Source organism: Hydrogenophaga sp. A37, assembly GCF_002001205.1.
Classification (GTDB): domain Bacteria; phylum Pseudomonadota; class Gammaproteobacteria; order Burkholderiales; family Burkholderiaceae_C; genus Hydrogenophaga.
Genome location: NZ_MUNZ01000188.1, coordinates 134,573 through 151,609 on the forward strand (window position 1 = coordinate 134,573; position 17,037 = coordinate 151,609).

Below are 17,037 nucleotides of genomic sequence, written 5' to 3' on the forward strand. Positions count from 1 at the left end.
TTCAGTAGGCTCCGTAGTTGTAGGTGCCGTCGTAGTTCGCGAAGGCGTTGTAGATGAGCTGGTTGCCCGTGGTGCGGATCTCCCAGAGGTGATCGCGGGCCGGTGCCCACTTCGCCAGCAGCGCGCGGATCCGCGCCGCCATGTGCGTGGTGAGCAGTGCGTCAACGGTCACCCGGTACACCGCCCAGTCCCGCCACCGGCCGTCGTAGACCGGGAAGCCGTCATAGGTCCAGGTGCCGTCGTAGGCCTTACCGCCTCGGCCTTCGTCAATCACGACCTCGCCCAGACCCAGCAGCCGGAAAATCTCGCGGATGCTGTGCGGCGTGCCCTTGAGCCGCTTGATCGCGATCACGTTCGCCAGGTAAGCGCGCTGCTCGACCGGGTCACCGTTGCACAGCTCCCAGCCCAGATCGCCAAAGCAGTTCAGCTGCTCAGCCAGGTGCGGCAGTGCGCTGGCCTCCACCGTCGAAAAGTCGTAGATCACGACCTTCTCCACTGGCAGCAGGCTGGTCTGCGCGTTCAGCGCCTCCAGCGTGCGGAAGTGGGCATCGCGCCGCATCGGCGGCACCAGCAGGCTCGGGTTGACGAAACGCGGGTCCATGTCAGCCTTCCGCGTCGCCGACCACGGTGACCGTCAGCGCGGTCACCTGCGGCCATTCGTTCGGCGCCAGCACCATCACGTCGGCAGGCAGCACCACGTTGACGCGGTACACCCCGTAGACGTCGAGCGCGCTCTTGATCTGGCTGGGCACCACGTCCACGCCCATGCGCGCCTGGATGCGCTGCACGTAGGCCGTTGCCGCCTTCTGGGCGGCCGCCTGTGCGGTGGTCGCGTCTGCCCCGGTGTAGAGGGTCAGCTGAATGGTCAAGGCCAGCGGCCGAACCACGGGCGCCACCGCTACAACGGTGTCGCACAGCGGCCGGCGCGTCTCGCCGTTGCATGCGGCCAGCACCTGGGCCAGCACAGCCAGGCTTGGCAACCCATCGGACATCAGCGGGTGGATGTGCACCAGGCCGGGCTCCGGGCTCGTGATCGCCACGTCCGTGATACCGGCGTTCGCGCCCAGGGCGAAGAAGGTGTAGGCCTCGCGCGAGCCGCAGTTGCTGAACTGCTCGGGTGCCAGCACGATGCGGCGCCGAAGGTGATCGTCGTCTTCGGCGTCAGCGCCCGCGCTGCTCGTCGTGGTGTTCGCCACCGCAGACACCTGCAGGCCGGGTGGCTGGCCGCTGTACAGCCGGGCGATCTGCCCCGCAACAAAGCCATTGCCCAGGGCACCCAGCGTGGTGCACACCGCCCGCGCGCTGACCTCTGCGGCACCAGCCGGCACCAACACATCAACGGCGGTCGAAAACACCAGCGGAACGCCGCTCGACGAGGTGCTGACCAGCGTGCCGGCCGGCAGCAGCGTGCCCACCACTGGCACCGGGTCGAACACGAAGCGCATGGTGCATTCGGCGGGCGCTGGGTCCAGCCGTGCCACGCCGATGTTCTCGCCCAGCAGGTCCAGAATCACGCCGCGCGAGTAGCGCACCAGGTTGAGCTTTGCCGCGTCCTGGATCGCCTCGCGCATCAGCTTGTCGCGGTAGGCCACCACGTTGACCATCAGCCGCTCGGCCTGCGCCGGGTACAGGGTGAGCCCGGTCAGCTCCTCGTACATGCGCACCAGGTCGCGCGTGATCGCCTCGGCGTCACGGTCCACAAAGCTCGGCTCTGCCAGGGTGCGGTCCAGAAGTGTCATTGCGTGATCACTCCCAGCGAAGCCAGCAGATCGTCCAGCCGCACGTTGCTGCTGAAAATCTGCTCGGCCACACCGTCAGCAAACTTCCACTCGACCAGAAGGTCTTTCGAAGCGTAGTTGTTGTCGTCGCGCTGAGTCAGCACCACGCGCACCAGCTCGATGCGGATCACCCAGCGTTCGATGGCGCTGACCACCGCGCGCACGATGTGCGGCCGGGCGTAGTTGATTGGGCTGTCGATCCACTGCCACCATTCGCAACCGAAATCGGGCCGGTGAATGTCCGCGCCCAAGGGCGTGTAGAGCACCAGGAGCACTTCCTGGTGAATATCGTCAACGTCGGTGGCGAGTCGGGCCGCGCGGTCGTTCAGCAGACCGTCTGCGCGGTCGCTGGCGAGGCTCAGCGCAACCTGCGCAAAGCCGGTGCCAACGTCGGAAATGGTGCTGGGAACGAGGGGCATGTGGGCAGTCTGCCCAGCGCCCTCGAATCACGACATTAAAACGGTTTATTGATCGCCGAACGTCAGGCCACAGGGGGCGTAACAGGCGCTCCAGGCACTGGATAGATGATGTTGTGGACGTGGTTCTTGAGGCTGATACCGCCACCGATGGCGTCTTCGTCCGCCGTCATCGTGCCATCCACCTGCACATCGCCAGTGCAGTGCACCAGCGGCGTGTCCAGGATCACTTTCGTCGGTGCGATCACCGTGGCAATGCCGGTGGACCGGTTGTATTTCACCCAGCCGCCGTCCTTGAACTTGATGCCGCGCTCGTCTTTGTCCGTCACGGGCGGCTCGTCCACCTCGCTGTAGATCGCGCCCAGGATGCAGCCATCTTCCAGGCGGTCGTCCATCAAGCACTTGACCATGCTGCCCACGTCAAGCGTGCCGTATTCCTTGTCGTCCTGGGTGTTCATCCACACCTGCGGAATCCACTTGCTCAGCATGTCGCCCAGATCCGGGAATCGCACGATGGCCCAGCCCACCTTCGACTCCTCGACGATGCCGACCTTGAACGACACCAGGCCGGTGTTCTTGCCCGACTGCCTGTCCAGGCTGGTGGAACTTTCAGAGCTCATTTGCGCACCCTCCGGCACTCGATTCTTGTGGTGTAGCCCTGGCCCCGGCCATAGGTGTGTGTGCTCTGCTTGATCTGGTATTTGCCGTCGAAGGCGCCCCAGCCCTCCAGCTCGATGTTGACCCCCGCCACCAGGTCAACCTCACCCATCATCGTGCTCGTCGCCGAGGTCTGGTCTTCGTTCGCCCGCTCCAGCGCGGCGTCTGCCTTGAGCTGGGCCTGGGCCGGGTTCTCCGCGCGGATGTTGATCTTGCGGGCGTCGCGGCTGTGGCGCCTGATCTTGCTCTCGCTGTCCTGCGCCTCGCCGGTGTACGTCTCTTTGGTCACCGGGTCGTGGTAGGTCACGGCCGCGCTCTCCACCACGTGCGTGATCTTGTCGCGGAAGGTGAACCGATAGCCCTCAGAGCGCCGCAGCGTGCGCACAGCGCCCTGGGCCTTCAGCTCGCTGCGTTTGTACATGCAGAGCTTCTTGCCGCGCACTGTGAAGGCGTAGCCGTATTCGTCAGCCAGGCGCCTCAGAAACGGCAGGTCGCGCTCTTGCGCTTGTGTCACGCGGATCAGTTGCACTTCGCCGATGTCGCCCTCCAGCTCCAGCCCGTTGCGCTTCGCCACCTGGCCCGCCACGTCCGCCAGCGTCGTCTCGTCGTAGGCCACCGCGCTCGCTGTGCGCAGCTTGTGCTCGGTGCCCGCCGCCAGCGCCTTGATCGAAAACACGTCCGGGTCGGTATCCAGCTCCGTCTCGTCGATCTGGAAGTCACCGCAGGGCAACCACTGGCCGCGCTTGTATCCCTTGGCATACCCAATGCTCGCCACCAGCGCATCGCCGTGCTCGGGATACCAAGGCCCTTGCCACTTGCGGTCCACATCCTCCAGCTTCACCTCCAGCGTGTCGCTCTCGCCCTCCAGGTAGTCGGTGTAGGTGAGCGAAAGCAGGTGGTCCTGGACGTACTCCGTCACGTTGCGACCGGCAACCACCAGCACCACGGCCGGCTCAAGAACTTCGACGTTTGCCATGTGAAAACCCTTTGCGCTCAGCGCTTCCAGGGCGGCAGGTTGCTGGTGTCGCGCTGCGCTGCCTGCTCAGCGACGGTCAGCAGCGGCACCAGCACGGTCTCGCCGGCCGGCAGCAGCGGCACGATGTTGATTGCTGGGTTGGCCTCAACCAGGCGGCCGTAGGCAAACGGGTTGCCGTAGTAGCGCCAGGCCAGCGTGTCCCACCGCTCGCCCGCCACCACCGTGTGTTTCAGTGCCTTGATCTTCATGCGTCAGATCCCGATGGAGAAGCCGGCACGGACGGCGGGCAGCTCGGCGTCGCGCTCCGGCGCTGCCTCGGTCGCCGTGCCATTCGGCCCCACCTCGGCGCCGCTTGAGCCCACCCGCATCGCCGCCACCGGCGTGCCGCTCGCGGCCACCTCGGTGCTCAGCCCGTCCTCGGTGTATTCCCGCAGGCTCAGCGACACCTCGGCCACGATCACCGTGCCGTCACGCATCAGCTGCTGCGAGCGCTGTTCAACCGCTGTCAGCACAAACAGGCCCACGATATGCCCGTTCGTGAAATAGAGCTGCATCGCCTCATGTTTGCGCTGAGCCGCCCGCAGCTTCGCCAGCTCCACTTCGGGTGTACAGAACTGGGCGTGCAGCTGCGCGACCAACTGCCCCTCATCCAGCTTGTCGCCCACCCACTGCAAACGCGGCTTCTGGCCCACCTTCGCGTGCTCGGCAAAGTCCGCCTGAATCGTCACGTCGAACTGCGTCATGTCGGTGATCGACAGTGGGATATCACCCAGGTAGGCGATTGGCTGGCCCATCAGTAGTTCCTCCGCGCGCGCTGGTCGAGCACCCGGTTCAGCATCTGCTCAAAGTCGCGCTCGCTCAGCTTGAGCGCCTGCTGCATCGCGGGCACCACCGCCTCGGCCGCGCCGCCTTGCACCGTGATGTTCGGCGAGTAGTGCACCACCATGCCAGCACCGCCCGCCGCGCCTGCAGAAGCTGCCCCAGCCATGGCAGCGCCAGCAATCGCGCCCCGTGCGGCCTGTGCCAGCTTGCCGCTGGCCTGGGCAACCCGGGCGATGCTGCGCGTGATGCCGATCTGCGCGCCCTGGCCGATGTTGTCGCCGAACCCCATGAACACCCGGCTCGGGCTCTTGATGCCCAGCGTGTCGGCAAACCAACCCTTGATGCTCTGGCCCATGCCCACAATCGCCGCCTTGGCCTGGCCGATCTTGTTGGTGATGCCTTTGATCAGTCCGTCGATCACCATCCCGCCGAAGTCTGTGAACTTCGCGGGTAACTCAACGCCAAACCAGCTCAGCACCGTGCGCCAGGCGTTGTAGAACAGCTGGATCGGCGACCAGTTGATCAGCAGCTTGGTGATCCCCCAAACCCCGCCTGCAGCGGCCGTGCGCATGTCGCCCCACACGCCCCGGAAGAAGGCCGTGATGCGGTCCCAGTTGCGGTAGATAAGGTAGCCGCCGCCTGCAATGGCCGTGATCGCCAGGCCTATCGGGTTCATCAGCAGCGCGCGGCCGACCCACATCACCGCCGTGCCCACCATGCGCACACCGCCCGCAACCCGGCCCCACAGCACCGGGTTGAACAGCCCGGCAGCCTGCAGCAGGTTGAACCCCAGGCGCAGGCTGTTCGCGCCAGAGAGCACCAGGTTGATGCCGTACTTCACCGCAATGGCGCCCAGTTTGAACGCAGCGAAGCCCGCCACCACCTTCACCAGGCCAGACATCAGGCCCGGGTTTTCTTTCGCCCAGGCCGCCATGGCGCCCACGACCGGCCGCACTGCGTTGACCAGGTCGTTCAGGGCCGGCAGCACCGCGCTGCCCACGTTGATGCCGATTTCCGTCAAACCGTTTTTAAGGAGCCGGAGGTTGTTCGCCGTCGTCGCTGCGCGAGCGCCGAACTCCCGCTCCATGGAGCCCAGGTAAGTCTGCTGCCCGCCCTTGTTCACCCGCTTGAGCGTTTCGATGCTGCCCGTGTAGGTTTTCACCGACCCGGCCAGCACCGCCACGTCGTCCGCATAGTGCAGGCCGAACAGGTCCACCAGGATGCCCATGCGGCGATCAGCGGGAATGCGCTCCAGCGTCTGCAGGAAGCCCACCAGCGCGCCCTCGGCGTCGTTCTTGATCGACCGCTTCAGGCCGGCAGCGCTCATGCCCATCTCGGCCAGCGCCGACTGAAACGCCTTGCTTTGCTTGTCCGCCGTGCCCAGCTTGGTCAGCATGCCGTTGATCGCCGTGCCAGCCACCTCGGGCGGCTTGCCCAGCGCGATCAGCGCGTTGCCCAGGCTCGCGGCCTGCAGCTCGGTCAGGCCAAACTGCTTGGCAACACCACCGATGCGCCCCAGCGTGTTCACGATATCGCTCGCCTTGGCCGGGCTTTCGTTGCTCAACTGGTTGATCGCGTCGCCCAGCCGGCTAATCTGCGCAATCGGGATGCTGTACACGTTCGCCAGCTTCGCCATGCTGTCGCCCGCTGCCTCTGCGCTCATGTCGAACGCCGTGGCCATCTTCGCAATGCTCTCCGTGAACGCCGGTAAGTCCTTCGCCGCCACGCCCAGTTGCCCACCGCTGGCAGCGATCTGCGCGAGCTGCTCGACCGACAGCGGCAGGTGCCGAGACATGCGCAGGATCTCGTTCGTGAGCTTCTCGAAGCCGTCCGGCGTGTCGAAGTCCACCACCTTCTTGACATCTGCCATGGCCGACTCGAAGTCAATCGCCAGCTTCACCGGCACGAATGCCGTGGCACCGATACCAATGGCGTCCATCGCGTCCGAGCGAAGCGCCTGGCGCTCGCTGCGCAGTGTGGCCGCGCGCTCGCGCCCCACCACGAGCGAGTTCTGAATTTTGGTGGCGCGCTCAATGGAGCGGCCCATCGCGTCGTATTCCTCGGTGATCGCGCGCAGGCCAGCAGGGGTGCGTGGGCCGATGAAGTTGTTCATCGAATCGCCCAGGGCCTTCTGTTTGACCTTGAGCTTGTCGACGTGTTCTCCCACCTTCGTGATGCCGCCGCTTACGCTGCCCAGGCCGGCCAAGGCCTGCGCGCCCTGGAAACCCACCTTGATCAGAACGCTCGTATCAGCCACAGCACACCTTTAAATCTCAGTCCGACTTGTACTCACGCCGGATCTGCTCGCCAGCGTCTTCGCCCCACTCAACGAACCGGACCACGTCCAGCTCCTCGATCTCGCTGGGCTGGAAGCGGAACCACCGCGCCAGCAGCGCGGCGATCCCCCTGATGTCATCAGGCTCCAGTTTGAACTGCGCGAAACCAGCGCTGGAGCTTGGCGAAGTCGCCAAAGTCCAGCTCCCCGATGTCTTCCATCGTCAGCTTTTCTTCGGAGAGGTTTGCGTAGATCAGCAACTCCTCCTCGGCGTCATCCAGCTTCAGGCCTTTTGCCTGGCTCTGGTAGCGCACCATCTCACTCACCTTGGGGCGGCGAAGCGTGATGCTGCTGAACTCGCCCGCAGGCGTCTTGATCGGCACCAGCAGTTCGATCCGCTTGGTCAGTTCCACCTTCAAAGCGGCGGCCTTGGTTTCAGTCGTGCTCATCGATCAGCCCCCTTGGTTCGCGCGGAACAGGTCCAGCTTGTCCACGCCGTTCACCTTGTAGATGTTCGACAGCACGTCCAGCTCGACGATGTCTTTGCCCGCCAGCTGCTGGCGGATGTAGTAGGCCGAAAAGCCCGAAACGAACTCGGCGTTGTCGTTCTGCTTGAAGCTGCCCAGCGGGTTCTTCTTGAACAGCACCGTCAGGAAGGTCACCAGCGGCACCTGCTCGGTGCGGCCACCAGATCCCCAGGTCTCCACGCTGCTGCGCACCTGCAGGGGCACCATGGTGAAGAAGTCGCCCATGGTCGCGGCCACGTCCGGGTAGAAGCTGTTCCACTTCACCTCGCCGTCCATCTTGTCGAAGCCGCTGGGTAGTTCGATCTTGGCGACCATGCCCAGGGCCTTGTGCTCCGTCATCAGCGAAGTGATGTCGGGCAGCTTGACCTCTTCGGCCTTGCCCAGCAGGCTATTGCCGTTGATGTAGATGGCCGCGTTCGTCACGCGGCGCAGTTGAATTTGGGTCGCCATGTTGTGTGCTCCTCAGTGTTCAGTGGGTCAAGCCTGGCGCGTGGCCACGAGCTGGCGCAGGTACTCGGTGTTGATCCGCGCCTGGTAGCTCACCCGCTCCAGCGGGCTGTAGGGCGCGAAGTCGTAGCTCGGCAGCAGGTGGCCGGCGCTCAGCGTCTCGGGCGTGTTGAGGTCTTTGTCCAACCATACGTCGCCGTCCTGGATCGCGCCGTTCGCCACCTGGTGGCGCAAGAAGCGGCGCCCGCTCTCCAGGATGTCGTCAATGCGCGCGTTGTCCAGCGGCTGGTCAATGAACTGCAGGGTCGCCAGCTCCAGGCTTTCGCTGATGATGTCCGCCGTGCGGCGCACATTCAGGAAGTTCTTCTGGTGGCTCACAGTCGGCCACGCCGCGCTGCGGTTGCCCCAGGCGCGGATGCCGGTACCGAAGCTGTTCGCCACCGTGATGATCCCGGCTTCGTTCAGCAGGTTGGCCTCGCAGTTCGGGTCGTTCAAGCTGAACTCGATGGGGCGCTCAACGCCCGTGATGCCCAACAGCTCAATGTTGGAGCCCGACCACCAGTAGCCGTTCTCTTGGTCGCGGCGGCTCCAGGCCCCAGCCACCAGCGTGCTCAGCGCTCCGTTGACCTCGGCCGCTGCCACCGTGTCGTAGTACTTCACGTGGGGGTAGCACAGACCGACGCGGTCGCTCGACGTGTTGAAGTTGATCGCACCGCCTACACCGCGCCCGGCGATGGCCTGCGGCACCGTCACGCCAATGGGTGCGTCCACGAACGCCACCGCGCGCATCGCGGTGGCCTGCACGATCATGGCGGCACTCACCGCGCTCAAGCTGGAGAAGCCCGGAGCGATCAGGATCTTCGGGTTGAAGCCGAACTGCTGATACGAATCGCGCCAGCCGAACATGCCGGTCCGCGCACCGGTCACAACGTCCACGCCACCAATGATCTGCGCGGCCGTCACGGTGTTGATGTCGGCGGCCGGGGCAGCTGGGTCGTACACGTTGCGCACGATCACCACGGTGGGCTTCTGGTCAAACAGGCGCTTCAGTTCGCGAGCGATGGTGCCCTGCGTGCCGAACTGGGCGATGTCACCGTACTTTGTGACCAGGACGTTCTGATTGATCGGGCCAGAGCCGGCCGTGCCGATCAAGCCGACAACGCTGGACTTGACCAGGCGCACTGGGCGCGGACCTGTGTCGATCTCAATCGTCTCGACGCCGTGAAGGAAGTTCGCAGGCATGGGTTACTCCTTTGCTGCTTTGGTGGATTTCGGGGTGGGTTTTTCGGCAACGGCTGGGGCCGGGGCCGGGGCCGCGTCGTCCGCCTGTTCGACCAGGTAGCCTTGCGCCGCCAGGGTCTTCACGGCCGCGTTGCCCTCGGGCAGGCGCACCGTCTTGCCTGCGCGCAGCAGCACGTCGGTGCTCGTTTCTTTGTCCTGCAGCGTGATGCCGCTGTCAGGCCCTTGGTAGACGTACGTCTTCATCGGTTGCTCCTGGGTCAAGTGGAATAGCCGGCCGGGTGCTGCAGCTGCAGATCGACCAGCGGAGAAGGATCACCAGCCGTGAACGGCCCCGGCACGGCAGGCACATCGAACACGCTGATCAAGGGCACCGTCAAACGCATGGAGTAGCCCCACACGCCCTCGCGGTGACCGGTGTAGGTTTCACTGCGCACAGAGATCGGCCCGGCTGTCTCGGGCAAGTCGTGGCCCTGCAACGCAACGCGGCAGGCCTCCAGCAAGTCGTAGGCGCCGGTGCCGGCATCCGGAGACGCGTCGTCGGTCTGATGCGTGCGTAGGTTGCGGGCCATGAAGCCCAGCTCGAACTCGGCGGGCCATTCGATCAACGCCGGTCGCACCACGTGGGCCAGTTCGGGAAACTTTCCCCCGCGATACATCAGCAAGACCGCGCCCACCCGGTGCAGGAGCTTGTACTCCTCGGGCTTCCCAGGCCACGAGCGCAGCTCAACAATCGGGTGCGCCTGGCCCTCTCGGGTCAGCGCAGGGCGCAACCGCGCCAACAGCGCATCCTCGACGTAGTAGATCTGCGCGGCCATCAGCGCTCGCTCCGCGCAAACGGGCTGTAAGGCGGCTCTGGCGGGATGTTGAATTCCACGGCGCCGCCACCGACACCGCCTTCCAACACCGGCACGAGCTGGGCACCAGCCAACTCAACCTCACCCGCCTTGATGCGCTTGAGCAGGCCCAGCACATCTTCGTAGCGGCGCCGCGCGTCCTTGATGTCGTCGGCCGCGCGCAGGGTCTGCAGGCGGTAGATCGCGATGTCGCAGGCGCAGCGCGTGAGCACGGGCGGTTCGGGCAGCGCCGCACCCGCGAGGTCCACCAACGGCAACTGGTAGCGGCCGGTCAGAAAGGTGTCAATTTCGGCGGACGCGTCGTCCAGCGCGGTCTGCACCCGGCCCAAATCAATCTGCTGGCCGTAGGCGTCGGTGGTCTGGCGCAGCTCGGCCTCGCCGTAGCGCTGCTGCAGGTGTTGGGCCGATGCGTAAGTCATGTCGCCCATCGTGCCGACGTGCGTCAGCGGGCGACATTAAAACGGTTTATTGAATGAGCCGGTGGCTCACCCCCTCGCGCGGTTGAACCCTTCGATGGTCCCCACACCCAGGCTGTACAACACGCCAATTTCGTTGGCGGTATTGCTGGCCTCTGTTGCCGTCACGTTCGCGCCGACTCTGCGAACGCCATCGGTCAGGCGGGCGTTCGTGGTGGTGACATCCATTACCGGGATCGGGTCTGTACCTGCGTACACCCGGAAGCGTTTTGACAGACCGTCTCCCGACACATCGACGTCAAACGTGTAGGGCACGTTCAGAGATAGGGTGTACGTCGTGGGGTGCGCGCTCACGCTCCCAAAGTCTGCCGTCTTGGCCTGGCAGGTTGAACCTTCGATGTGAAAGTACGCCCCATCAACAGCATCGTATTGGCCGTTGGCGTTGTGAAACCCACCCCACACGTTGCGGCCCGTGAAGTCAGTGAGCCACATGAACTGAAACCGGAACTTGCGCGAGATGGCGCCGAAGAATCCGTTGTTGTTGCTGAACGTGTAGTAGGCATAGCCGCTGTGCGGGTTGGCGCTGCTGCGCAGGAACAGGCCGTTGTGGTTGTAGCCATATCCCCGGGCGATTGGGTATGTGGTGTTGTTCGAGCCACCAGACACGCCCAAGCCCAGAAACATTTCACTGGCAGAGGAGTCGGACGTGGACAGGCGCAGGGAATACCAGTAGTCCCATAGACCAAGCGGACCTGGCGAGAAGTCCTCGCCACTGGCACCTGGTGGGCCAGCATCGCCAGTGTCACCCTTCGGTCCTTGGGCGCCAACGGCACCTGGAGGACCGGCATCACCGGTGTCACCCTTCGGTCCCTGGGCGCCAACGGCACCTGGTGGGCCTGCATCGCCAGTGTCACCCTTCGGACCCTGGGTGCCAACGGCACCCGGTGGGCCGGCATCGCCAGTGTCACCCTTCGGTCCCTGGGCACCAACGGCACCTGGTGGGCCGGCATCACCGGTGTCACCCTTCGGTCCCTGGGCACCAACGGCACCTGGTGGGCCGGCATCACCGGTGTCACCCTTCGGTCCTTGGGCGACTTCGCCATCACCGCCCGGTCCTCGGGCGCCAATCACCACCGGTGTAAGGCTCAACAGCCTGCCCGACCTGGGCGTGGCGAGCACCAACGTCCCAGCGCTCTCTTGAGAAAGCGCCAACGAAAAGACCGTCTCGGGTTTCAGGTTGATGGTGAGGCTCATGGCGCGGGAGCAGGCGCAGGCGCAGGCGGCAGCGGCGTGACGCGATCGACAAACTCAATCGTTGCGGAGTTCGTTGTCGTGGTGTGCCCGTCGGATGTCCGCCGCAGGATCACGTCGATGCTGTAGAAGCCCTTCCGCAGCAGGCGGCTCTGCGCTGAGACCAAGACCAAGCGAGCAATGCCTGCAGCTGCATCCACCCAGGTGCCGGTCATGGCCACGGCCGGCTCCTCATCCGCCGAGCCATCCGGTACGCGCTTGAGCGCAGCGAAAATTTCCCAGCCCGTCATGGGCTGAGCCCGACCACCTGAGGTGACCGGGCCCGTCAGCACAACGGTGTCCCCTGGCTTGAACGGCTCCATGGCTACCCGCGCACCACAACCAGGTTGGGCTCTTCTTCCAGCCGCTCCAGCGTGCCGGGCGGCAGATCGGCCAGCGTCAACACTAGCGGCTCACGCGTGAAGCGCATGCCAGCGCGGTGGAAGCGCTCCAGCCGCTTGATGCAGCTCACCGCCACCTCGCCCTCGGCAAGCTCCGGCAATGCACCCTGCGGATCATCCTGGCTGCTCTGTGCATCGACCGTTGCAGCTACTGCAGCAACGGCGGCAACAACGGCTGCACTGAGAGCGGGTGCATCGGGCAGCGCGCCGCCGTCGCCAGCCGGCAGCGCTGCACCTGGTGCAACGCCGCCCACTTCTGCAGCCGGCCCGGCCGGTGCTGCAGCCGTCGCGGCCAAGGGCGCTTTTGGCGCCGCAGGTGCCTTCGATTTCGGCGCGGCCTTGGGGGCCGCTGCCTTCTTCGCGGCGGCCATGGTCAGGCCACCCAGGGCGTGTCGATCACCTTGACCAGGCCCTTGTTCGGGTTGTCCGCGCCGTTGGCGAGGCGGTCAGCCGTCACGAGGTCGTTGGCCTTGCTGCGCAGCGAGGGAGGCACCACCAGCAGGGTGGGCTTCACGCCGAGCAGCACATCGCCGTCGCCCTTGAACATGCGCATCGCAGCGTAGGCCGCTTCGAAATTCGCCACGTCCAACACAGCGGACGATTTGAACGCCATCTGCCAAAAGCCGAAGCCGCAGTTGTAGCGAGCGTCCACGCCGTAGCGGTACTTCTTGCGCATGAACACCGACTCGTCGGTGGTCTGGTCCATCGCCGTGAACTGGGCGCTCTTGCGGTTCTGGAAGATCAGCGGCTTGAGCGAGCGGCTCACATCCAGCAGGTACCAGGGCGCGGCGGCACCAGCCTGCACGTTGCTGACCGTCGCCGCAACGCCCGTGCCGTCCACGTTCGGCGCCACCGGGTGGTCCGTGTCGAAGTAGTTCTGGCCGTCGTAGCACAGCGTCGAGTGACCGGCTTTCAGCAGGCCGAATACCAGCTCGTCAGGGTGGCGCCGTGCCGACAGACCGGCCTCTTCAAACATCGGGCTGTACATGCCGAGGTTGTCGTCTTCGATGTCATTGCGATCCACCTCGACCGAGGATTCCCAGTCCTTGTTGGTGACCGCATAGCCGTGCTCCTGGATGTTTCGCAACGTGCGGTCGCCGATCCATTCGCGCATGCCGGGCCACTTGCCCAACCAGCCGTAGGTGTTGCTCTTGGTGGTGCTGGGCACCGTGGTTGCGATCTGCTCGTAGGCCGAGGCCTCGCCGGAGAAGCCACGCTGGAAGCTGGTGGCGAAGCCGGTGCGCAGAGCGTTGAGTACCGCTGAGGTGATGATCATGTAGATGCTCCTGGTGGTGTGTGGTGGTCAGGCTCAGGCGGTCGCCACGGCCTTGTTCTTGAGGTAGTCCTCGGGTTTCAGGCCGAGCTGCTCGCACACGGCCTTGTCCTCGGCCGAGAGCGCTGCGGTCAGCGCGCCAACCACAGGCGGTTGGCCGTTGGTCTGCAGGCCAGACAGCGCGGTAGACAGCGGCTTGGCGTCTTTCAGGAACGCCTTGAGCGCCGCCAGCGGCTGCGCCTTCCAGTAGTCGGCATTGACCGGCAGGATGCGGGCGTCGGCCAGCGCGGCGGTCATCAGCACGGTGTGCTCGGTGGTCTCGGTCTGCGCGCTCAGCGCGGCCAACTGGTCAGCCACCTTCTTGTGCTCGGCGAGCGGGATGTGCTGCGAGGGATCGAACTGCTTGCCGCGCAGATCGACGATCAGCGCGTCTTTCGAAGCGACTTGGCTTTGCAGCGCAGCCAGCGCAGTGAGGCCCGCCTCTTCGGAGGCGACAGCAGAGAGGCCAAGCGCGGCCAGCAAAAGTTTCATGGGATGCTCCTGAGGGTTGCCCGTCTCGGGCGGGGTTGAAAACTGGGCGGCCATGGCACTGAGCTGCGCCTGCAACTCGGGAAGCGCGTCGGTGTTGAGGCCAGGGGTGTTTGTGATGGCGACGTGCAGCAGCGCCAGCACGTCGCCGGTGTCCGGGTCGAACGGGAACACCGGGGAGATGTAGCGGTACTCGCTCTTGGCCACCATGGCGGCGGCGCTGGCGGTCCACTCGATATCGGCATACAGACCGGGGCCATCAGGCGCCCCGGTTGTGAGGTAGGTGAGCCCCACGATCCAAGCCGCAGCGGGGTTGGGCAGGCCATCGACCACGGCGCGCAGCGTGCGGTGCTCGTAGTCGATCAACATCTTTTGCTTGTTCACCTGGAACGCACGCACCAAGCGCCCGCCCAGCGTGGCGTTCAACCGCCACACCTTGGTGTTGCTGCCCTCCATGTTGCCGGGCCGGCCATCGACCGACGCAAACTCACCCTCGGGCAGCAGCTTGATGCGCTTGGGAGCACCAGCACCGGCAGCGCCATCCAGCGCAGCCAGCTCGACAGTCATGCAGCCGCCAACCAAGGCAGCGGTCAGGGCGTGGGTTACATGGCCGGCTCCAGCGGTGAGTACAGCGACGAGAGGGTGTGCTTTCGACATGCCCGCCAGTCTGCTCAGGCGAGCAGCGGGGCGACATTAAAACGGTTTATTGATTGATCGCAGCAAGCAGACCCAACTTGCACCGAATCGCAAACCATCCCTGCAGCAGCGACCGCAGGGCAAGCCCACCCCCTCGAAACCCGCACAAACGCATCAGAAGCCGGTCCAGGCTGGGCCAAGCCGTGGCGGCGATACGTGGGGGGCGAGACGGCCCGTCAGCGGCCCATTTCCGACTTGGGGTCAACAAGCGAAAACTGCTGATCTGCCACGCGAGCAACTGCGGCTTCCAGCTCAAAGAAGCTCCTGGTCCAATTGCGTGTCAACTCCATGCGGGCGTCGGAATCACTGTTGTGCCCCGCACGTGACTCAAGGCTTGCGCTGGCTTCATAGAACCTTTTGGCAACGTCTCTGAGTTCAGGCAGTCCTGTGAGCGCAACCGAGTAGGCGCGTGCAGCCGCTTCAAACACACCGTCTCGTGCCTTCGGCAGCGGCGATTCATCAGCCTGGCGTCCAATCAGGAGAAGGTCTATCGTTCGCACCCGCACTTCCAGAGCGCAATTCCACAGCTCACGTAAACGCTGATCGCGAAGCTCCGCAAGTCGCCTGGTCTCTTCTCTGCGCCATTTCAGATCCTCTTGTTGTTCCGCATGTCTTAGTTGTGCGGACACAGTTTTGGATGTCCATATTTGACCCAGAAGAACACCCAGGACCGCCGAACTGGAACCGATGAACGCCGACCACAACAGCTCACTCATTGCCCCGCCCCTTTGCCTTATCAGACCTGAACTCCCATGGCGCCCACGGGCTCGGGTCGCGCCACAAACCAACACCCGCACCGCGCGCCTGGCTCTCAAGCTCAGCAATCCGCGCATCCGTCAGGTACTTCGTGAACGCCCAGGCCAGCCCGCGCCGCACCTGCTCGGCATTGGCATCCACTCCATCACAGAACACCCGCCCAAGCGTGCGACCGTACTTGTCCTGGCTCGCAGACTCCACACGCGCAGGCTGTTTCAGGCACAGCTCGACCAAGCTGCGCCGCGCCACCTGGTTGTAGGGCTGGCCGCGCTCGGGAGCGTCAATCTCTGTGAGTCGAACACGCACCAGCTCACCACCATCAACCGCGAGCGTCAGCGTGTCGCCATCGGCCACGCGGACAACGGCTCCGTTCAGCACATCATCAGCATGTGCCGCAGCGCAGATCAACGCCAAAGCCAGCGCCAGCAGGCGCATCACAGCTGACCAGGCACTGCGCGAACAGCCAGCACGGTTGCACCAGCGGGGTCAACATCACATTGATAGACCATGTGTACGTTCGCGCCGAAATCATTCTGAAACTGAGCCTGGTCACCGATCAAAGTGACAGACGACTTGTTCCCGTTTGTCCAAGTGGCGCGGCTGAACCTTTGCTGGAGCAGTTGGGCATTCCACTTGACATCATTCTTCGATAGCCGCTCAACGGCATCGCCACACATCAGCCCGACCTCAGCGCTTGTGGTCAACACCTGACCAATGCAGTTGATGTCTGCCTTGCACTGAGCATCGGCCTCACTCGATTGCTTTTCACTCTGGCCGCATGCCACCAGCAACGAAGCCAAAAGAACGGGTTGTAAACGCATCATCAAAGTCTCCTCAAATTTTCCGACCGTGCCACACCACGCGCCCCACCAACAGCAGCCGGTCAAGCTCTGATCCGCTGATAGTCTCGCTGCTGTATTTAGGGTTGTCACTCATCACCTCCACTGAGCCCGACAGTTTGATGCGCAAGCGCTTCACCAACAGCGCACCAGCCAGGTTGATCACGTAGATGCCCTCGCTCTTCGCACCGCCGTTGCGCGTATCCAGCAGCAGCAGGTCACCGCTCTCGATGGTGGGACTCATCGAGTCGCCGCGCGCGTCGATCAATGCCAGGTGAGTTGGATCAACGCCTAGCGACTGTGCAATCCAAGTTCGCCGAAACGCGAGGTGATCAACCACCGACTCGTCAGTGATCACCGCACCATGCCCCGCCGAAGCGGTCACAGCATGACGCGGAACCTTCACATAGTCCGAATCAAGCTCTCCGTCTCGAATTGAGTCGAGGAACGACCCAAGCGCCTTGTCGAGTGCGTTGGTGTCGCTTCTTGCGGCCGCGAGGTAAAGCTGCTGGGTGAACTCCACGGTTCGCGGATCAATCACACCTCGGCTAGTCAGCATTTCCGTTGCGTGCCGAAGCGCAGGCAACGGCGCATTCTCGCCAGACAGAAGGGCCTGCTCTTCGCGCGTCAACCGATGAGCCCCTTTCCCGTCGAGCAACCAAACCTCACGCCATCCGTGCTTCTGCTGGATCGCGCGCGCCTCTTCAGGCTTAAGCCGAGCAACCCGGCCACCCAGCATGTTCTTGAGACGGTCCAGATCAAGGCCCACCGAGGCCGCGAACGCCGCTTGTGTGCGCTCCCCACTTTCAGCGAACACCTTCGCCATGCGCTCTTTCAACATTTT

The 17,037-nt window shown here is 64.3% G+C and carries 24 protein-coding genes; all 24 read right to left on the reverse strand.

Annotation, left to right across the window (positions count from 1 at the left end):
* Nucleotide 1: 1 nt before the first annotated feature.
* The gene (locus B0E41_RS25335; protein ID WP_077335755.1) at nucleotides 2–601 is read right to left on the reverse strand and encodes a phage tail protein; all 600 of its coding nucleotides are present in this window, start codon (nucleotides 599–601) and stop codon (nucleotides 2–4) included.
* 1 nt (nucleotide 602) lies between these two features.
* Entirely contained in the window at nucleotides 603–1,739 is a 1,137-nt protein-coding gene (locus tag B0E41_RS25340; RefSeq protein WP_077335757.1) for a baseplate J/gp47 family protein, read from the reverse strand.
* Nucleotides 1,736–2,197 (reverse strand): GPW/gp25 family protein, encoded by a 462-nt coding sequence (locus tag B0E41_RS25345; protein WP_077335759.1) that lies wholly within the window; start codon nucleotides 2,195–2,197, stop codon nucleotides 1,736–1,738. The genes B0E41_RS25340 and B0E41_RS25345 overlap by 4 nt, the downstream gene beginning before the upstream one ends.
* A gap of 62 nt (nucleotides 2,198–2,259) precedes the next feature.
* The gene (locus tag B0E41_RS25350) at nucleotides 2,260–2,814 is read right to left on the reverse strand and encodes a phage baseplate assembly protein V (protein ID WP_077335761.1); all 555 of its coding nucleotides are present in this window, start codon (nucleotides 2,812–2,814) and stop codon (nucleotides 2,260–2,262) included.
* Nucleotides 2,811–3,827 (reverse strand): contractile injection system protein, VgrG/Pvc8 family, encoded by a 1,017-nt coding sequence (locus tag B0E41_RS25355; RefSeq protein WP_077335763.1) that lies wholly within the window; start codon nucleotides 3,825–3,827, stop codon nucleotides 2,811–2,813. Before B0E41_RS25355 ends, B0E41_RS25350 begins: the two co-directional genes overlap by 4 nt.
* A gap of 17 nt (nucleotides 3,828–3,844) precedes the next feature.
* Complete coding sequence (locus B0E41_RS25360; RefSeq protein WP_077335765.1) at nucleotides 3,845–4,075, reverse strand: tail protein X; 231 nt, start codon at nucleotides 4,073–4,075, stop codon at nucleotides 3,845–3,847.
* Between the two features lie 3 nt (nucleotides 4,076–4,078).
* On the reverse strand, nucleotides 4,079–4,621 hold the full coding sequence (locus B0E41_RS25365; protein WP_077335767.1) for a phage tail protein: 543 nt from the start codon (nucleotides 4,619–4,621) through the stop codon (nucleotides 4,079–4,081).
* Nucleotides 4,621–6,906, reverse strand: a complete 2,286-nt coding sequence (locus B0E41_RS25370) for a phage tail tape measure protein (RefSeq protein ID WP_077335769.1) — start codon at nucleotides 6,904–6,906, stop codon at nucleotides 4,621–4,623. The genes B0E41_RS25365 and B0E41_RS25370 overlap by 1 nt, the downstream gene beginning before the upstream one ends.
* A 16-nt stretch (nucleotides 6,907–6,922) precedes the next feature.
* Nucleotides 6,923–7,120: a hypothetical protein gene (locus B0E41_RS25375; protein ID WP_077335771.1), complete on the reverse strand. Its 198-nt coding sequence runs from the start codon at nucleotides 7,118–7,120 to the stop codon at nucleotides 6,923–6,925.
* Nucleotides 7,065–7,373, reverse strand: coding sequence for a phage tail assembly protein (locus tag B0E41_RS25380; protein WP_077335773.1), 309 nt, complete (start codon nucleotides 7,371–7,373; stop codon nucleotides 7,065–7,067). The genes B0E41_RS25375 and B0E41_RS25380 overlap by 56 nt, the downstream gene beginning before the upstream one ends.
* A 3-nt stretch (nucleotides 7,374–7,376) precedes the next feature.
* The gene (locus B0E41_RS25385) at nucleotides 7,377–7,901 is read right to left on the reverse strand and encodes a phage major tail tube protein (protein WP_077335775.1); all 525 of its coding nucleotides are present in this window, start codon (nucleotides 7,899–7,901) and stop codon (nucleotides 7,377–7,379) included.
* A 27-nt stretch (nucleotides 7,902–7,928) separates the two neighbouring features.
* Nucleotides 7,929–9,140 (reverse strand): phage tail sheath subtilisin-like domain-containing protein, encoded by a 1,212-nt coding sequence (locus B0E41_RS25390; RefSeq protein ID WP_077335777.1) that lies wholly within the window; start codon nucleotides 9,138–9,140, stop codon nucleotides 7,929–7,931.
* 3 nt (nucleotides 9,141–9,143) lie between these two features.
* Nucleotides 9,144–9,383, reverse strand: coding sequence for a hypothetical protein (locus tag B0E41_RS25395; protein WP_077335779.1), 240 nt, complete (start codon nucleotides 9,381–9,383; stop codon nucleotides 9,144–9,146).
* 14 nt (nucleotides 9,384–9,397) lie between these two features.
* On the reverse strand, nucleotides 9,398–9,955 hold the full coding sequence (locus B0E41_RS25400; protein ID WP_077335781.1) for a Gp37 family protein: 558 nt from the start codon (nucleotides 9,953–9,955) through the stop codon (nucleotides 9,398–9,400).
* Entirely contained in the window at nucleotides 9,955–10,413 is a 459-nt protein-coding gene (locus B0E41_RS25405; protein ID WP_171984878.1) for a phage protein Gp36 family protein, read from the reverse strand. The genes B0E41_RS25400 and B0E41_RS25405 overlap by 1 nt, the downstream gene beginning before the upstream one ends.
* A gap of 66 nt (nucleotides 10,414–10,479) precedes the next feature.
* On the reverse strand, nucleotides 10,480–11,664 hold the full coding sequence (locus B0E41_RS27405) for a hypothetical protein (RefSeq protein ID WP_216350819.1): 1,185 nt from the start codon (nucleotides 11,662–11,664) through the stop codon (nucleotides 10,480–10,482).
* Nucleotides 11,661–12,023, reverse strand: coding sequence for a hypothetical protein (locus B0E41_RS25415; RefSeq protein ID WP_077335785.1), 363 nt, complete (start codon nucleotides 12,021–12,023; stop codon nucleotides 11,661–11,663). Before B0E41_RS25415 ends, B0E41_RS27405 begins: the two co-directional genes overlap by 4 nt.
* Before the next feature lie 2 nt (nucleotides 12,024–12,025).
* Complete coding sequence (locus B0E41_RS25420) at nucleotides 12,026–12,472, reverse strand: hypothetical protein (RefSeq protein WP_077335787.1); 447 nt, start codon at nucleotides 12,470–12,472, stop codon at nucleotides 12,026–12,028.
* A gap of 2 nt (nucleotides 12,473–12,474) precedes the next feature.
* Nucleotides 12,475–13,377 carry a Mu-like prophage major head subunit gpT family protein gene (locus B0E41_RS25425; protein ID WP_077335789.1) on the reverse strand — a complete coding sequence of 301 codons (903 nt, stop codon included), beginning with the start codon at nucleotides 13,375–13,377 and terminating at the stop codon, nucleotides 12,475–12,477.
* 33 nt (nucleotides 13,378–13,410) lie between these two features.
* Nucleotides 13,411–14,469 carry a phage protease gene (locus B0E41_RS25430; RefSeq protein WP_171984879.1) on the reverse strand — a complete coding sequence of 353 codons (1,059 nt, stop codon included), beginning with the start codon at nucleotides 14,467–14,469 and terminating at the stop codon, nucleotides 13,411–13,413.
* Between the two features lie 305 nt (nucleotides 14,470–14,774).
* A complete protein-coding gene (locus B0E41_RS26900) occupies nucleotides 14,775–15,314 on the reverse strand; it encodes a hypothetical protein (protein ID WP_143434027.1) in 540 nt (179 codons plus the stop codon).
* Entirely contained in the window at nucleotides 15,307–15,789 is a 483-nt protein-coding gene (locus B0E41_RS25435; protein ID WP_077335883.1) for a thermonuclease family protein, read from the reverse strand. Before B0E41_RS25435 ends, B0E41_RS26900 begins: the two co-directional genes overlap by 8 nt.
* On the reverse strand, nucleotides 15,789–16,178 hold the full coding sequence (locus B0E41_RS25440; RefSeq protein WP_077335793.1) for a hypothetical protein: 390 nt from the start codon (nucleotides 16,176–16,178) through the stop codon (nucleotides 15,789–15,791). Before B0E41_RS25440 ends, B0E41_RS25435 begins: the two co-directional genes overlap by 1 nt.
* Before the next feature lie 10 nt (nucleotides 16,179–16,188).
* Nucleotides 16,189–17,034 carry a S24 family peptidase gene (locus tag B0E41_RS26905; RefSeq protein ID WP_143434028.1) on the reverse strand — a complete coding sequence of 282 codons (846 nt, stop codon included), beginning with the start codon at nucleotides 17,032–17,034 and terminating at the stop codon, nucleotides 16,189–16,191.
* Nucleotides 17,035–17,037: the final 3 nt, after the last annotated feature.

Bases quoted from the DNA above. Each gene is read 5' to 3' on its own strand.
- B0E41_RS25335 (WP_077335755.1), bottom strand. From the start codon at position 601: ATGGACCCGCGTTTCGTCAACCCGAGCCTGCTGGTGCCGCCGATGCGG.
- B0E41_RS25355 (WP_077335763.1), bottom strand. From the start codon at position 3,827: ATGGCAAACGTCGAAGTTCTTGAGCCGGCCGTGGTGCTGGTGGTTGCC.
- B0E41_RS25345 (WP_077335759.1), bottom strand. From the start codon at position 2,197: ATGCCCCTCGTTCCCAGCACCATTTCCGACGTTGGCACCGGCTTTGCG.
- B0E41_RS26900 (WP_143434027.1), bottom strand. From the start codon at position 15,314: ATGAGTGAGCTGTTGTGGTCGGCGTTCATCGGTTCCAGTTCGGCGGTC.
- B0E41_RS25340 (WP_077335757.1), bottom strand. From the start codon at position 1,739: ATGACACTTCTGGACCGCACCCTGGCAGAGCCGAGCTTTGTGGACCGT.
- B0E41_RS25400 (WP_077335781.1), bottom strand. From the start codon at position 9,955: ATGGCCGCGCAGATCTACTACGTCGAGGATGCGCTGTTGGCGCGGTTG.
- B0E41_RS25360 (WP_077335765.1), bottom strand. From the start codon at position 4,075: ATGAAGATCAAGGCACTGAAACACACGGTGGTGGCGGGCGAGCGGTGG.
- B0E41_RS26905 (WP_143434028.1), bottom strand. From the start codon at position 17,034: ATGTTGAAAGAGCGCATGGCGAAGGTGTTCGCTGAAAGTGGGGAGCGC.
- B0E41_RS25380 (WP_077335773.1), bottom strand. From the start codon at position 7,373: ATGAGCACGACTGAAACCAAGGCCGCCGCTTTGAAGGTGGAACTGACC.
- B0E41_RS25440 (WP_077335793.1), bottom strand. From the start codon at position 16,178: ATGATGCGTTTACAACCCGTTCTTTTGGCTTCGTTGCTGGTGGCATGC.
- B0E41_RS25435 (WP_077335883.1), bottom strand. From the start codon at position 15,789: ATGCGCCTGCTGGCGCTGGCTTTGGCGTTGATCTGCGCTGCGGCACAT.
- B0E41_RS25385 (WP_077335775.1), bottom strand. From the start codon at position 7,901: ATGGCGACCCAAATTCAACTGCGCCGCGTGACGAACGCGGCCATCTAC.
- B0E41_RS25420 (WP_077335787.1), bottom strand. From the start codon at position 12,472: ATGGCCGCCGCGAAGAAGGCAGCGGCCCCCAAGGCCGCGCCGAAATCG.
- B0E41_RS25425 (WP_077335789.1), bottom strand. From the start codon at position 13,377: ATGATCATCACCTCAGCGGTACTCAACGCTCTGCGCACCGGCTTCGCC.
- B0E41_RS25365 (WP_077335767.1), bottom strand. From the start codon at position 4,621: ATGGGCCAGCCAATCGCCTACCTGGGTGATATCCCACTGTCGATCACC.
- B0E41_RS25390 (WP_077335777.1), bottom strand. From the start codon at position 9,140: ATGCCTGCGAACTTCCTTCACGGCGTCGAGACGATTGAGATCGACACA.
- B0E41_RS25430 (WP_171984879.1), bottom strand. From the start codon at position 14,469: ATGACTGTCGAGCTGGCTGCGCTGGATGGCGCTGCCGGTGCTGGTGCT.
- B0E41_RS27405 (WP_216350819.1), bottom strand. From the start codon at position 11,664: ATGAGCCTCACCATCAACCTGAAACCCGAGACGGTCTTTTCGTTGGCG.
- B0E41_RS25415 (WP_077335785.1), bottom strand. From the start codon at position 12,023: ATGGAGCCGTTCAAGCCAGGGGACACCGTTGTGCTGACGGGCCCGGTC.
- B0E41_RS25405 (WP_171984878.1), bottom strand. From the start codon at position 10,413: ATGACTTACGCATCGGCCCAACACCTGCAGCAGCGCTACGGCGAGGCC.
- B0E41_RS25350 (WP_077335761.1), bottom strand. From the start codon at position 2,814: ATGAGCTCTGAAAGTTCCACCAGCCTGGACAGGCAGTCGGGCAAGAAC.
- B0E41_RS25395 (WP_077335779.1), bottom strand. From the start codon at position 9,383: ATGAAGACGTACGTCTACCAAGGGCCTGACAGCGGCATCACGCTGCAG.